Annotated in this window: 13 protein-coding genes; 8 read left to right on the top strand and 5 right to left on the bottom strand. The window is 54.0% G+C overall.

Annotation, left to right across the window (positions count from 1 at the left end):
- Positions 1-85: 85 nt before the first annotated feature.
- A complete protein-coding gene (locus M3090_RS11895) occupies positions 86-568 on the bottom strand; it encodes a DUF3836 domain-containing protein (RefSeq protein WP_317239246.1) in 483 nt (160 codons plus the stop codon).
- Positions 569-760: 192 nt separating this feature from the next.
- Positions 761-922 carry a 50S ribosomal protein L34 gene (gene rpmH / locus M3090_RS11890; RefSeq protein WP_007564314.1) on the bottom strand — a complete coding sequence of 54 codons (162 nt, stop codon included), beginning with the start codon at positions 920-922 and terminating at the stop codon, positions 761-763.
- Between the two features lie 187 nt (positions 923-1,109).
- On the opposite strand from rpmH, the gene efp reads away from it, so the two are divergent.
- Positions 1,110-1,676, top strand: coding sequence for an elongation factor P (efp, locus tag M3090_RS11885; protein ID WP_249056508.1), 567 nt, complete (start codon positions 1,110-1,112; stop codon positions 1,674-1,676).
- A 101-nt stretch (positions 1,677-1,777) separates the two neighbouring features.
- Here the strand turns inward: efp and M3090_RS11880 are convergent, their stop codons facing one another.
- Together M3090_RS11880 and M3090_RS11875 are read right to left on the bottom strand one after the other, a co-directional pair.
- Complete coding sequence (locus tag M3090_RS11880) at positions 1,778-3,187, bottom strand: BACON domain-containing protein (RefSeq protein WP_249056506.1); 1,410 nt, start codon at positions 3,185-3,187, stop codon at positions 1,778-1,780.
- Between the two features lie 39 nt (positions 3,188-3,226).
- Complete coding sequence (locus M3090_RS11875; RefSeq protein ID WP_249056504.1) at positions 3,227-5,050, bottom strand: C10 family peptidase; 1,824 nt, start codon at positions 5,048-5,050, stop codon at positions 3,227-3,229.
- A gap of 534 nt (positions 5,051-5,584) precedes the next feature.
- Between M3090_RS11875 and M3090_RS11870 the strand changes: the two genes are divergently transcribed.
- From M3090_RS11870 to M3090_RS11840, 7 genes are all read left to right on the top strand, one after another.
- Positions 5,585-7,021: a DUF1593 domain-containing protein gene (locus M3090_RS11870; protein ID WP_249056502.1), complete on the top strand. Its 1,437-nt coding sequence runs from the start codon at positions 5,585-5,587 to the stop codon at positions 7,019-7,021.
- Between the two features lie 186 nt (positions 7,022-7,207).
- Positions 7,208-8,197 carry a glycosyltransferase gene (locus M3090_RS11865; protein ID WP_249056500.1) on the top strand — a complete coding sequence of 330 codons (990 nt, stop codon included), beginning with the start codon at positions 7,208-7,210 and terminating at the stop codon, positions 8,195-8,197.
- A gap of 202 nt (positions 8,198-8,399) precedes the next feature.
- Positions 8,400-9,086, top strand: a complete 687-nt coding sequence (gene radC, locus M3090_RS11860; RefSeq protein ID WP_249056497.1) for a RadC family protein — start codon at positions 8,400-8,402, stop codon at positions 9,084-9,086.
- 93 nt (positions 9,087-9,179) lie between these two features.
- Positions 9,180-9,491 (top strand): metal-sulfur cluster assembly factor, encoded by a 312-nt coding sequence (locus M3090_RS11855; RefSeq protein ID WP_249056494.1) that lies wholly within the window; start codon positions 9,180-9,182, stop codon positions 9,489-9,491.
- Between the two features lie 35 nt (positions 9,492-9,526).
- Positions 9,527-10,660, top strand: a complete 1,134-nt coding sequence (locus tag M3090_RS11850; protein WP_249056492.1) for a peroxiredoxin family protein — start codon at positions 9,527-9,529, stop codon at positions 10,658-10,660.
- An 87-nt stretch (positions 10,661-10,747) separates the two neighbouring features.
- Positions 10,748-11,512, top strand: a complete 765-nt coding sequence (locus M3090_RS11845; RefSeq protein WP_249056575.1) for a UDP-2,3-diacylglucosamine diphosphatase — start codon at positions 10,748-10,750, stop codon at positions 11,510-11,512.
- 84 nt (positions 11,513-11,596) lie between these two features.
- Complete coding sequence (locus tag M3090_RS11840) at positions 11,597-12,442, top strand: alpha/beta hydrolase (protein WP_249056489.1); 846 nt, start codon at positions 11,597-11,599, stop codon at positions 12,440-12,442.
- A gap of 82 nt (positions 12,443-12,524) precedes the next feature.
- Here the strand turns inward: M3090_RS11840 and M3090_RS11835 are convergent, their stop codons facing one another.
- Complete coding sequence (locus tag M3090_RS11835) at positions 12,525-13,925, bottom strand: alkaline phosphatase (RefSeq protein WP_249056486.1); 1,401 nt, start codon at positions 13,923-13,925, stop codon at positions 12,525-12,527.
- Positions 13,926-13,990: the final 65 nt, after the last annotated feature.

Raw genomic sequence — 13,990 nt, 5'->3', positions numbered from 1 at the left:
TACTCTAAAAAAGCAGAGGTTGCATCTGAACAGGTACTCAGTCTTCCCCATTCAGATGCAACCTCTTCCTTTTTATTAAAGGAAATCAACGCCCGGCCAGCAGCGAGGCTCCGGCCTCGTGCTCATGGGTCAACTGCCAGGCACCGCTTTCGGCATCGTATTCATAAGCCTGGTAGGTCAGGCCGTAGGCATCGGAAGCATAGACTGCCTTCTCGCGGACATCCGTATAAGCCTGGTCTTCGACACACCAACGGGCGCACTCCACAATGACGGCATCTTCCTCGTAAGCATAGTGCAAGGCATAGGCAGGACAATACCGGGCTGAGGCGTCGTCCCAGCGAAGGATTTCCTTGGTCAAAAGCCTGTGGGCATCGTCATACGTGCAACGGTACTTCAGGTGGTGGCGGAGATATTGGCCGTCTTCCGTGACCTTATATACATACTGAATCTGGGCATCCTCGTCCTCTTCCGTGTTGTAGGCAAAACGTTGGGTGGCATTTCCTGTGGAAACAGTGTTGAACAAACCGGTAGCTGCAATGACAAATGACATAACTAAAGTTTTCATAATCGTGTAATGTTTTTAAGGGGTTATACTTTTGTTTTTACTCTTTCTTTGTCCTTTTGACATTGCAAAGATAGAGCATCCCCATCAGGCATTAGGTTAAGGCCACGTTATCGTTAGGTTAACGCAAAAATAGAGCCGCCCGGCATCGCAGAAATTGCGATACCGGGCGGCTCTGTATGCTACGCGGTTATCCGCTTACGCCTTTACGCCATTGTATTCGTCGGAAACGGTCAGTTTCTTACGGCCTTTGGCACGACGGGCAGCCAATACGCGACGGCCATTGGCAGTAGCCATTCTTTCACGGAATCCGTGTTTGTTTCTTCTCTTTCTGTTCGAGGGTTGGAATGTTCTTTTCATCGTTGTATCTTTTTATGTTATTATTTTCGCTGATTCGGGCTGCAAAAGTAGGGACTTTTTTCAAAATAACCAAGTGCTTAACTCATTTTCTCTCAAATCTTTTGTGTTTTTTATTGATTTGCATTACTTTTGCAGCCGAAAAGAGAGGCTACAACAAGATTTTACTAATATAAATATAGAACAACGTATGATTAATGCCCAAGACATTAAAATCGGAACTGCCATCCGCATGGACGGCAAACTTTATTTCTGCATCGACTTCCTGCATGTAAAACCCGGTAAAGGCAACACTTTTATGCGTACCAAACTGAAAGACGTGGTCAACGGCTACGTGTTGGAGCGCCGCTTCAACATCGGTGAAAAGCTGGAAGACGTACGCGTAGAACGCCGCCCCCACCAATACCTCTATAAAGAAGGCGACGACTATATCTTCATGAATCAGGAGACGTTCGAACAAATCCCCATCGCCCACGACCAAATCAACGGCGTAGATTTCCTGCTGGAAGGCATGGTGGTAGACGTAGTGTCCGATGCTTCCACTGAGACCGTGCTCTATGCCGAAGTTCCCGTGAAGGTACAAATGAAGATTACCTACACCGAGCCGGGCCTGAAGGGCGACACTGCTACCAACACACTGAAACCTGCCACCGTAGAATCGGGCGCAACGGTTCGCGTGCCTCTCTTCATCAACGAAGGCGAAACCATCGAAATCGACACGCGCGACGGCTCTTATGTCAGCCGCGTGAAGGCATAACGGGGAAGAGTCACCCTCCTTTCCATAAGAAGTTAAACATAAATAAATCCGGATGCGTTTTCATCACGCATCCGGATTTTTAATTATCCAGCCACAAACGGTCAGAACTCGCTTAAATCTATCTCGGAAACTCCCACCAGGTCGGGCAATGCAATTTCTTCAGCACCGGCCGACTCGATGACAACCGTATGCGGACCTGCGCCGTCATACGCATGCACGGCTCCCTCGCGATAAGCCTCCCGCTCAGAATCATCCCCCCACCAGATATAGGCATTCATGAAATATTCACCCGTGATTAGCGGAACGGTAAACTGTTCTCCGCTATACACTATGCTGACACGGTTTGTCTCCTGATGACCAGCTTGCAGCACCGTAATGATTTGCTCCACGTTATCCGCCTTCAGGGTTATCGTGGCTTCACGCGGTTCCCGATCCGGATTGGCCTCGACGGTAAAGCTCAAAGGCACTTCCTCAAGCGCACGGGTGACCGGCACTTGCTCAATCCATTCTTCTGAAAGCAAAACCGAGAACTCCACGTTCGACTGAACAGTAAAATCCAGCCGTTCACCTTCCGCAACCACCTCATACGACAAACGGGCCACTACAATGGCATCGTTCTGCACCTGTACGATGTGTACCGTTTCATCTATTTCCGCCTCACGGTTGATGAAATGGATTTCCGCCTCGCGCAAGTCATACGTATCATTGGGTGCCACCTGGATGCGATGGGTATAAGTAGACAGCGCACGCGTAGGAGGCTCGCTTATCCAGTCAGCTTCTTCCGGCAAAATCATCTCATAGTCCAAATTGGTGTTCAGCTCGATAACGATTTCCTCGCCGTCACTGCTCACCGTATATTCATTTTGGCTCAGCACCAAGGTCGGTGTATAACCGCCCTGATAGACAGTCACCGTCTCTTCCATCTCTCCGCTGCGCACCACAATACGGCCTTCCCGTTTCTCGGCGTTCTCATTGGCCGCCACGCTAAAACGGAGATTCGTTGTGGTGAGCGCCTTGGTCTCTATGGGAACAATCCACTCCGAAGCAGCCTCTTCCACCTCGTATTCAAAAGTGACATTGGCCTTTATCTCCACGGCTATTTCCCCTCCGTCAGAGTCCACATCCACACGGTTGGAAGTAACCGTCAACGCGTCTTTCTGCTTCTGCACAATCACCAGCGTCTTCGACACTCCGCCCGCTGCCAACGTCAGCTTGGCATTCCGCTCGTCGTAGGTATCGTTCTCGTCTGCCGTTACCATCACCGAAACATGGCCGGCCTGCCCCGAAGCTGGAGACACCCGGCACCAGCTCTGGTCGACATCCGCCGTCCAACCCACGCTGGCCTCGAAAGATACACTCAGGCTTCCGCCGGAGGTGCCGAACAACAGTTGCGTGCTCTCCCCTTCCAAAGTGATGCTCGGAGTCGGCGTCCGCTGCTCTTCGTTGTTGTCCGAGCACGATGCCCATATCCCGGCCAGGACAACCAACCACATCAAACTATATTTCTTCATAATCTTTTTTCTTTTTATCATTCATTTATCTGTATACTCTCAACGGTTCTCCCCGACAGAGAAGCGCAATTCCTTCTCTTCGCTGTCTTTCTGCAAGGCCAAGATGTACGAACCGGCCGGCAATTGAGCGGTGTCGATGGTGATTTCCGTACCGTCTGCCTGGCAAACACTGTTGTAATCCGTCCCGGCATCATCCCGCAAAGTTGCCGTAACGCCCTGCTTCACGGTCAGACGAATCATCCGGTCGTTCTTATTATAAGTAAACGAAGTACTCTGCTCGATGGTATATTCATCCATCAAAAGCAAGTCCCATACACAGCCTCCTTCATCGTTGCCGCGCACCACGGTCCAGTCCGGAGTACGTTCGCTGCTATAATAAGCCCGGATGCGATACCCCGGCATTATGGGTTGGCTGACAACAACATTCTGGTCAATGAGGAAACCAAAACTAACCGGAAGTTCTTGAGCTGCAAATTGATACAGTTCTTCCACAATTTGCCCTTCTTTATCGGCCACAGCCACCAATATTTGTCCCGTAAAAGCAGCGGTACCGCTGTTGTACAAGAAACCTATATGCAATTCGAAAGGTTCATTCTGACGGACAGGCTCGTCTGTGGCAAGGCCGTTGTATATGCGTGAATCGGCGCCTCCCGAAGCTGCTCCATACCGGTTATCGTAATAGCTGAAGCGCAACTCTTCCACTCCCTCGCTTCCATCTTCACGCTGGACGCCGATAACCGCCACCTGTCCTTCATTATACTGGCCCATAGAACCGCCAATGCCCGGTTCCTCCGGTTCAAGGGCCGAAAGCTTGTAAAATCCGTTGCAAAGGCCTCCCCAGCCCCAGTTGACACGAAAATAAGACTCGGTATCATAGCCGTCTAACACAAACGCATGACCACCTTCAGGATTATGTCCGGAATAAAGGACAGGACGACTGGCATCCAACTCCTCGCGCATCAGGTCGTTCCACTCCGTTGTGGTATATGCATCGCGCACCACATAACGTGACGTCTGGCTATAGCCAAAGTGGGAAGCCAGTTGTACGGGAATGTCCGTAATGTAAGCTCCCGTACCGCTACTGCCCAACGGCCCGAAATCCGACTGCAATGCCAGGGCACAGTCGCGCATCAGCGTGGCCACGGCCTGGTTCTGTTGCGTAGTAGAGTGGGTGTAGTCCAACGGCATGAGGTTCCACTCGTAAGGATGCCCCAACTCCTGCGCAGGCACCAACTGCCCATACGTATCCGTGGTATAAGCAGGCAACGTCCCCGTGCCCTGCACAGGCCACTGATGATAACGCATCACAATGGCCATCGCCGTGGCTGTACAGCCGGTATAGGTAGCTATGCCATTGATTCTGGGACAGAGCTGGTTATAAGGCGAGTCTTGATTCCACAACGCCGTCTCCATCTCGACCACGGGTGTCCCGGACGAAGTAGACGTCCAGGCCCGTGCCACAACCCCTGACGGCTTCAGAGACTCCCGCCGGGCAGCATTGATTTCCTCACGCAATCCGTCGAGCCACTCCAGCACGTTGACAGGCAGGAAGTCGGACGAGGGAAATTCATTTTCGAACGAGTAGCCCAACACAGGCATGGCCACATCATCGCCCGCCACAATGACGAAGCCCGGCCCCGAAACATTGTCGTAGACATAATAAGCGGGGGCCGAAGCAACCGAACGGGTAGGCAAATTCTCACTTTGTAACACCAGTTGCCAAGAGACAGCCGATGCGCCCCGGGTCTGCGGACTGGATTGCCAGAAAGCAGTAGCCACACGACGCGCCTGTTCCTCCGAGATGTTCTTGGCAAACAACAGCCCCGGCAACAGGACTGACAACAAGAAAAAAAATCGTTTCATGGGTATGAATGGATAGATAGTAATAAATATGCAGAACTCTCTTTTGCAAATATAAACATTATTTCAATAAAATCATAATTTTCGGGCTTCATTTTCTCTCTTTTCCTGCAAAACACGCAAAAATTGTTCGCGCTGCGCACCGAATGTCCCCCGCAATCATTATCTTTGCCTACGGAACAAAGCCAGACATCCGTATGAAGTACTCCTTCCTTATCCCCGTCTACAACCGCCCGGAAGGCAATTCGCCCAACGACACCAACCGCAGAGGAGGCACAGTCAACCGACAGGCATAACACAAACAAGTAATCCATCCGGCCGACAAGTTATCCAGTTCTGCCCTGTTATACCTGTCAATATAAAACTCCAAACGGGGCATCCACTATCTACAAGTCACCCCATAAAGATGAAACATCAGCACGGCGTGCATCAGAACCATATGAATCTCGAAATCCATCACATTTTAGTCAAAAAACTGACAACTGATGTAGTTTTTATACGTATATTTGCACTAATAATTTCAAAGAATCCAACATCATGAAAAAGAAATTCATCACAACACTGAACCTGACCGTTCTTGCCTGCCTGCTTTTCAGCCAAACAATCAATGCCGCCTCTTCCGTCAGTCCGTATGACCAACCACTGAAACCCCGCCTGGTGGTGCTGACAGACATCGCCCCTGCCGACCGCGAACCCGACGACATGGAATCGATGATCCGCCTGCTGGCACACGCCGACCTGTTCGAAATAGAAGCCATCATCACCACCAGCGGATGGAACAACTGCGGCATGCTCTACCCCCAGGAATGGGCAGACAGCGCACAAGCTGTCATCAACGCTTATGAACAAGACCTGCCCAACCTGATGAAACGCTCCAAACAACGCGATTTCCTCCCCCTTGACCAGGAAGAGTCCCAGCAATTCATAGGCTACTGGCCCAGCGCCAACTACCTGCGCAGCCGCACCATGATGGGCAGTACCGGCATGGGAACGGCCCAGTTGGGAGAAAAGAACCATTCGGCCGGAAGCGACTTCCTGATCAAACTGGCCGACGAAGCCGACCCGCGCCCCCTGTGGGTGGCCGTCTGGGGAGGCGGAAATACCCTGGCACAAGCCATCTGGCAAGTCCAACAGACCCGAAGCGAGGCCGACCTAAAGACTTTCCTGCACAAACTGCGCGTCTACACCATCACCAACCAGGATGTCTGCGGCCAACAATACGAACTCAGTTCGCACAGTTGGATGCTGAAAAACTTTCCGGACGACCTGTTCTTCATCTGGGACGAAAGTGCCTGGATCTCGCAAAACTATGTAGGCAGTACAAACTGGCCGAGTTACGAAGAGCACATACAAAACCACGGCCACTTGGGAAAAATCTATCCCAAATTCAAATATGGCGTAGAAGGTGACACCCCGTCTTTCCTCTACATCCTGCCCAACGGGCTGAGCGATCCCGAACAACCCGGCAACGGAGGCTGGGGAGGATACTTCAAACGGGAAGCATCGCCCAACAAAGCGCTCCAATGCTACACCAACTGCAACTGGAATGTCAAAATCCGCTCGGAGCACTACGAAAGGCATCACTTCTACCCGGCCATCTTCAACAACTTTGCCGCCCGCATGGATTGGGCTGCCAAGGGCAAAGGCAACCGCAACCCGATAGCCATTGTCAACGGACAGGACGGACTGGAAGCCATTCACCTGAGTGCCCAAGCGGGAGAAGAAATCACGCTGGATGCCACACAGTCGTACGACCCGGAGAAAGACAAACTGACCGTCCACTGGTGGATGCTCCCCGAAGCCGGCACTTATGGAGGGGCACTACCCATCTATGAGCCGTATGCGGCACGCACCACCTTCCGCCTGCCCACCGACAGCAAGGGACAACAACTGCACGTGATTTGCGAGGTCACTGACAGCGGAACGCCTTGCCTTACCGCCTACCGCCGCATCATCATCGACGTAGCACCCTGAACCCTCCCTCACCACATCACCCGGCGTCTCCTGCGGGCACAGCCCCCGCAGGAGTGCTGCCGCCTCCCTCCATGACGCTCCCTAACCCCCTCCTTTCTCCGCGAAATCGCAAAAAATCGCGTTCATCCGAACCAACTATCCCAATCAAACACTATCTTTGCCTACGGAACAAAGCCAGACATCCGTATGAAATATTCCTTCCTTATCCCCGTCTACAACCGCCCGGAGGAAGTGGACGAACTCTTGCAAAGCCTGACGGCGCAGTCGTTCAGCGACTTCGAGGTCATCGTGGTGGACGACGGTTCGTCCCTGCCCTGCCGCGAAGTGACCGAACGCTATGCCGGCCGTCTCGACCTGCACTACCACACCAAGCCCAACTCCGGGCCGGGACAGACACGCAACTACGCCGCCGAGCGTGCCCGGGGCGAATACCTGCTCATCCTCGACTCGGACGTCATCGTGCCACCCGGCTATTTGGAAGCCATCGAAGCAGAACTGCAGCGCGAACCGTGCGATGCCTTCGGCGGGCCCGACCGTGCACACGACTCGTTCACTCCGATGCAAAAGGCTATCAACTACGCCATGACGTCGTTTTTCACCACGGGAGGCATCCGGGGCGGACGGAAGAAGATGGACAAGTTCTACCCGCGCAGCTTCAACATGGGCGTGCGCCGCGAGGTCTACCAAGCCCTGGACGGCTTCTCACGGATGCGTTTCGGCGAAGACATCGACTTCAGCATCCGTATCTTCCGGGGCGGATACCGCTGCCGCCTGTTCCCCGACGCCTGGGTGTGGCACAAACGGCGGACCAACCTGCGGAAATTCTTCAAGCAGGTGCACAACTCGGGCATCGCGCGCATCAACCTCTACAAGAAATATCCCGACTCGCTGAAGGTTGTCCACCTCCTGCCGGCACTCTTCACGCTGGGCACGGCCGTGTTGCTGCTCGGCACCCCGGTATGCCCCTACTCCCCGCTGCCACTGGTGCTCTATGCCCTGTTGGTCTGCCTGGACTCGGCGGTGCAAAACCGCAGCCTGCGCATCGGCCTGCTGTCCATAGCCGCTGCCTACGTACAACTTATCGGCTACGGCAGCGGATTCTGGCGCGCCTGGTGGCGGCGTTGCGTGCGGGGTAAAGCCGAGTTTGAGGCGTTCAAGAAAAATTTCTATCAATAACCGCCCGGTGGCCGGAAAGTAAAAAAAGCGGATTCATCGTGCGGACAAATTCGTTCCAAATACGTTCTTTGTTCGTTTCTATACACTCGAACTTGGAACGACTTTGGTACGACTTTGGTACGAACCGTTCCCCTTCCGGCCGGGAAACCGGAAGAAAGAAGGGGAAATATGAATAAATATTGACAACATACTGATTCAGACCATGGAAAAACTCAACATCAACCAATGGGCCGAGGAAGACCGCCCGCGCGAGAAGATGATGCAAAAAGGCGCCGAGGCGCTGAGCGACGCCGAACTGCTGGCCATCCTCATCGGGTCGGGCAATACCGAAGAGAGTGCCGTAAGCCTGATGCAACGCATCCTGGCTGCGGCGGACAACAACCTGCACCGGTTGGGCAAGTGGCAGGTGGCGGACTTCGCCCGGTTCAAGGGCATGGGCCCGGCCAAGAGCATCAGCGTGATGGCGGCGCTGGAGCTGGGCAAACGGCGTACTTTGCAGGAGAAGCCGGAACGCCCGGCCATGCGTTCGTCGAGCGACATCTACGAGCTGTTCCATCCCCTGTTGTGCGACCTGCCCACGGAGGAGTTCTGGATTCTGCTGCTCAACCAGGCGGCGCGCGTCATTGACAAGGTGCGCATCAGCCGGGGCGGGCTGGACCAGACGACGGCCGACGTGCGCACCATCTTGCGCGAGGCGCTGTTGCAACGCGCCACCCAACTGGCCCTGGTACACAACCATCCGTCAGGCAACGTGCATCCGAGCACGGACGACATCCACCTGACGCATGCCGTGCGTGATGCTGCGCGGCTGATGAACATCCGGCTGCTGGACCATGTCATCGTAACCGACGGGGCTTACTACAGCTTCAATGACGAGGGGCGGTTGTGAGGCCGGGAAGCGGAAAGCCTATTTTCGTCGTATATTTGTTATTCTCAGGAAAAAACTTTAGCTTTGTCGCCCAATCAAATAAAAGTGCAACATATGGAGAAATACCAGATAGAAGAGAAGATTGTCGCCATGCTGAAGACGGTCTATGACCCCGAGATTCCGGTCAATGTCTATGACTTGGGACTGATTTACAAGATAGACGTATCTGACGAAGGCGAGGCGACCATAGACATGACGCTGACCGCTCCTAATTGCCCGGCAGCGGAGTTCATCATGGAAGATGTCCGACAGAAAATCGAATCGGTGGACGGTGTAAAGGCCGCCACGGTCAACTTGGTTTTCGAACCCGAATGGGACAAGGACATGATGAGCGAAGAAGCCAAGCTGGAGCTGGGTTTCCTGTAAACCCAAAGATTGTATCATTTTAAACGACATCACAGATGAAAAAGAACATTGCATGGGCCTTAGCGGCCGGGGCAGTTTTGTTGGGAGCCTGCCAATCGAACACGAAGACAACCATAACGGGTACGCTGACCGGCGTGGAAAGCGACACGTTGAGAGCCATCTGCGAACCTCTCTTCTCTGACAGCAAAAGTGTGGAAGTCCCTCTGGTCTTGCAGCAAGGGAGCTTCAAGCTGCAACTCGAGCCCGACACGGTGCCCATATCTGTCACCATCATTCCCACGCCGGAACCGGGCAAACCTTTTGACATGACAAAGCGAATCGACTTGTTGGCTTTCTCCGGCGACCAGTTGACGGTGAAAGGAGACTTGAAAGAATATCAGGTAACAGGTTCGGACTTCTATACGGCCTACAACAAGCTGGACGAGGAGATGAAGCCGTTGAATGATTCCATCAAGAGCATTATCAACCGTGCCATGCAGATGCAGCAGGAAGGCGGGGCGCAAGATTCCATCATGAAAGTGGTCGCACCTCTGGAGGATTTGGAGAAACGGGCAGCCAGTCGTTGTCTGGAATATATCCGCCAGCATCCCGATGAAGATCTTTCTGTCTTTCTGGCATGGCGCACCGGAGAGAAGCAAGAAGAAGCTCTGGAACTGCTGGGCGACAAGGCTAAGAACGGTAAGCTGGCTGCCATGTACCAATTCTTGGACAAAATCATTAAGGAAGAACAGGAAAAGGCCAAGGCCAAAGAGAACGTAGCCGAAGGCAAGACGGCTCCGGACTTCACGCTGAAAGACTTGCAGGGGAAAGACCTGACGCTCTCTTCGCTGCGCGGCAAGTATGTGGTGCTGGACTTCTGGGGAAGCTGGTGCGGCTGGTGCATCAAGGGCATCCCCGAGATGAAGAAGTATTACGAGAAGTATAAGGGCAAGATGGAAATACTGGGCATCGACTGCCGCGACACGGAAGAGAAGTGGAAGGAGGCCGTCGAGAAGCACGAATTGCCGTGGCTGCATGTGCGTAACGAGGGCAATCCCGACGTCAGCACCCTCTATGCCATCGAGGGTTATCCCACGAAGATTGTCATCGACCCGGAAGGGAACATTGCCAAGATTGTGGTGGGCGAAGACCCGGCTTTCTACGAATACCTGGACGAATTGTTTAAATGAGTGACAAGGTACGAGTGACGAGATACGAGATACAAGATACGAGTGACGAGTAGTAGTTTGTAGCTCGCAACTAAATAAAATGGCATGATGAAGAACGTTTATTTCCTCTCCGATGCGCACTTGGGTTCGCTGGCCATCGACCATAGGCGGACACAGGAGCGCCGATTGGTCAACTTCCTTGACAGTATCAAACACAAGGCTTCGGCCGTCTACCTGCTGGGCGACATGTTCGACTTCTGGTATGAGTTCAAGACCGTCGTGCCCAAGGGTTACACGCGCTTTCTGGGCAAGCTGTCGGAACTGACGGACCTGGGCGTGGAAGTGCATTTCTTCATCGGCAACCATGACATCTGGTGCGGCGACTACCTGGAGACGGAATGTGGCGTCATCCTGCACCGCGAGCCTATGACTACCGAAATCTGCGGTAAGGAGTTTTACCTGGCGCATGGAGACGGATTGGGCGACCGGGACACGGGATTCAAGTTGTTGCGCACGTTGTTTCACAGCCACACGATGCAGCGTTTGTTCTCGGCCCTGCACCCGCGCTGGAGTGTGGCCTTGGGGCTTCAGTGGGCCAAGCACAGCCGCCTGAAACGCATCGACGGCAAAGACCCGGACTATATGGGTGAAGACAAGGAGCCGCTGGTGCTCTACACCAAAGAATACTTGAAGGGGCATCCGGGCATTAATTTCTTCATCTACGGGCACCGGCACATCGAGCTGGACCTGATGCTGAGTAGCACGGCGCGCATCGTGATTCTGGGTGACTGGATAAACTTCTTCTCGTATGCCGTGTTTGACGGGGAGCATCTCTTTTTGGAAAACTATATCGAGGGGGAGACGAAACTGTAATTGGCTGCCTCTACCGGAAAGAAGCATTACTTCGGACAGAACCGGCAAGTGCTTGTCCGACTTCTACAGAAAATTGTTCTGATCATGATATCACTTAGAAAAACAACGGCAATCCTGTTGCTGACGCTATGCTGCATAGCTGTTTCGGCACAGACAGATTCTACATTCTACATCAAAGGCTCTATGGGGCGGCTGGCTGCACGCTTGCAACTGCCTGCGTTGAAGGCTGGAGAACGCTGTCCGGTGGTGGTCATTTGCCATGGTTTCACCGGACAGATGAACGAGTATTTGTTGAGCTGCATAGCCGACAACCTGGTAAAAGCAGGGATTGGTGCCTTTCGCTTCGACTTCAACGGACACGGACAGAGTGAGGGGGATTTTGTCAACATGACCGTGCCCAACGAGATTGAAGATGCACTGGCTGCCGTGGCTTTTGTCCGCAACCTGCCGCACACAGGCAGCATCGCCCTGGTGGGACATTCGCAAGGAGGGGTGGTGGCTGCCATGACCGCCGGAAGACTGAGCGGACGCTTCATCCAAGCATTGGTGCTGATGGCGCCGGCTGCCGTGTTGCGCGACGATGCCTTGAGGGGAAACACGATGGGCGTGATGTACGACCCGTGGCATGCCCCTGAATATATCACCATGCCTTCGGGACACAAATTAGGACGAGACTTCATCCAATCGGCCCTCGAATTGCCCATCTACGAGACGGCGGCGCAATACGATGGCCCCACCTTCATCATTCACGGACAGGCCGACCGTGTTGTTCCCTACACTTACGGAGTGAGGTTCCGGCAGGTGATGCCGCAAAGCGAATTTCAGTTAATCCCCGGCGACGACCATGTGTTTTCTGCCAATGTTCCCTTTGCCGCCTCTTTGGCATCCCAGTGGCTGGCAAGACATCTGCTGGCTACTGTTTCGGAATAAATCGGGCATAAAAAACACGGATAGCAAGAACTTTGGGCGATGCCCGCTGCTATCCGTGTTTTCTTTTTACGCTACGGAAGAGTTATTTATAGCCTGCTGCCTTGGCAATGCGCTTGGGGATGTCTGTGTTGTCCATCTTGCCGGAGAAGGCCTGCGAGCCGGCGCCTATGGCAAAGACGGGGACGTATTCGGCCGTGTGGTCGCCCGATGTCCAGCCCACCAGGGCCAACTGGCTCATCACTTGGCGGGCAGCCGCTGCCAGGGGTTCGGTCTTGGCGTACATGCTTTCGGCAAACTTCACGTGGTTGTGCACGAAGGATTCTTCGTAGACGTCGCGCAGCATCTTTTCTTGTTCCCATGAGATGGGCAGTTCTGTCCAGAAGCCCATTTCCCGGCTCAGCAGGGCCTTCACGTCGTCCCATGTGGCTTTGTGGGCTTTGTCTTTGCGCAGGTCGGTGATGGCGCGTGAAAGCATTTCTTGGGAGTTGTCCTGATTGGCGAGGGATTTCAGGGCCAATGTATAGCCGCTGCGTCCCAGGCCGAGGCCGCCGGTCTCGTGGTCGGCGGTGATGACGATGAGTGTCTCCTTCGGGTGTTTCTGGTAGAAGTCGTAGGCCACTTTGACGGCTTCGTCCAGGTCCATCACTTCGTTCACGGCGGTGGCTACGTCGTTGTTGTGGCAGGCCCAGTCTATTTTACCTCCTTCGACCATGAGGAAGAAGCCTTTGTTGTTGTCCCGGGTCAGGAAGTCGATGGCGCTTTCGGTGATTTGCTTCAGTGTGAGGTCGCCTGGCCGGCGGTCGATGGCATAGGGCAGGCTGGCGGGGTCGGCTCCTTCTTTCTGAATCAGCACCATCTTGCTGGCGGCGTCGCGCTTGGCCTGGTATTCGTCCACGCCACGGGCCAGGGTGTATCCGGCTTGCTCAATCTGGGGGAAGATGCTGGGTGCCTGTCGTCCGTCGTGTGTGCGGTCGGGTTTGAGGAATCCTCCGCCTGCATAGAAGTCGAATCCGGCGGCGAGCATGTCTTGGGCAATCTCGTAGTACATGCCGCGGTCGGGCTGGTGGGCGTAGAAGGAGGCGGGTGTGGCGTGGTCTATGCTGACGCTGGTGGTGACGCCTACTTTGCGTCCGGAGCGTTTGGCTTGTTCGGCCACGCTGGTCAGGGTTTGTTTGTCGGGATCGACGCCGATGGCTCCGTTGTAGGTTTTCGAGCCTGTGGCCAGGGCTGTGCCTCCGGCGGCGGAGTCGGTGATGGAGTTGGTGGCTGAGTAGGTGGTGGCCATGCCGGCTACGGGGAAGGAGGCGAAGGTGAGGGGCTGCGTGCCGATGCGCCCGTTCTGTTCGCCCAGATACATTTCGGTGGTGTTCACTTGGTTCAGGCCCATGCCGTCGCCGATGAAGAAGAACACGTACTTGGCCCGCTGGGCATGGGCTGACAGGGCCAGCAGGACGAGGAAGAGGAGATAGGTAAATCGTTTCATAAGTAGTTTTTATTATAGGGGTTGATTCATATGATTCTTGCCGGAAAAGCGAAGCAAAGGTAGGC

Source organism: Bacteroides sp. ET71 (assembly GCF_023336905.1).
Taxonomy (GTDB): domain Bacteria; phylum Bacteroidota; class Bacteroidia; order Bacteroidales; family Bacteroidaceae; genus Bacteroides.
Note: the sequence above shows the minus strand (reverse complement) of the source record. Positions and strands in the feature narration are given on the sequence as shown.

What these genes read in the sequence shown, in the direction of transcription:
- M3090_RS11850 (WP_249056492.1), top strand. Translation starts at nt 9,527, where the DNA reads ATGAAAAAGAACATTGCATGGGCCTTAGCGGCCGGGGCAGTTTTGTTG.
- M3090_RS11870 (WP_249056502.1), top strand. Translation starts at nt 5,585, where the DNA reads ATGAAAAAGAAATTCATCACAACACTGAACCTGACCGTTCTTGCCTGC.
- M3090_RS11840 (WP_249056489.1), top strand. Translation starts at nt 11,597, where the DNA reads ATGATATCACTTAGAAAAACAACGGCAATCCTGTTGCTGACGCTATGC.
- efp (WP_249056508.1), top strand. Translation starts at nt 1,110, where the DNA reads ATGATTAATGCCCAAGACATTAAAATCGGAACTGCCATCCGCATGGAC.
- M3090_RS11875 (WP_249056504.1), bottom strand. Translation starts at nt 5,050, where the DNA reads ATGAAACGATTTTTTTTCTTGTTGTCAGTCCTGTTGCCGGGGCTGTTG.
- rpmH (WP_007564314.1), bottom strand. Translation starts at nt 922, where the DNA reads ATGAAAAGAACATTCCAACCCTCGAACAGAAAGAGAAGAAACAAACAC.
- M3090_RS11845 (WP_249056575.1), top strand. Translation starts at nt 10,748, where the DNA reads ATGAAGAACGTTTATTTCCTCTCCGATGCGCACTTGGGTTCGCTGGCC.
- M3090_RS11880 (WP_249056506.1), bottom strand. Translation starts at nt 3,187, where the DNA reads ATGAAGAAATATAGTTTGATGTGGTTGGTTGTCCTGGCCGGGATATGG.
- radC (WP_249056497.1), top strand. Translation starts at nt 8,400, where the DNA reads ATGGAAAAACTCAACATCAACCAATGGGCCGAGGAAGACCGCCCGCGC.
- M3090_RS11855 (WP_249056494.1), top strand. Translation starts at nt 9,180, where the DNA reads ATGGAGAAATACCAGATAGAAGAGAAGATTGTCGCCATGCTGAAGACG.
- M3090_RS11865 (WP_249056500.1), top strand. Translation starts at nt 7,208, where the DNA reads ATGAAATATTCCTTCCTTATCCCCGTCTACAACCGCCCGGAGGAAGTG.
- M3090_RS11835 (WP_249056486.1), bottom strand. Translation starts at nt 13,925, where the DNA reads ATGAAACGATTTACCTATCTCCTCTTCCTCGTCCTGCTGGCCCTGTCA.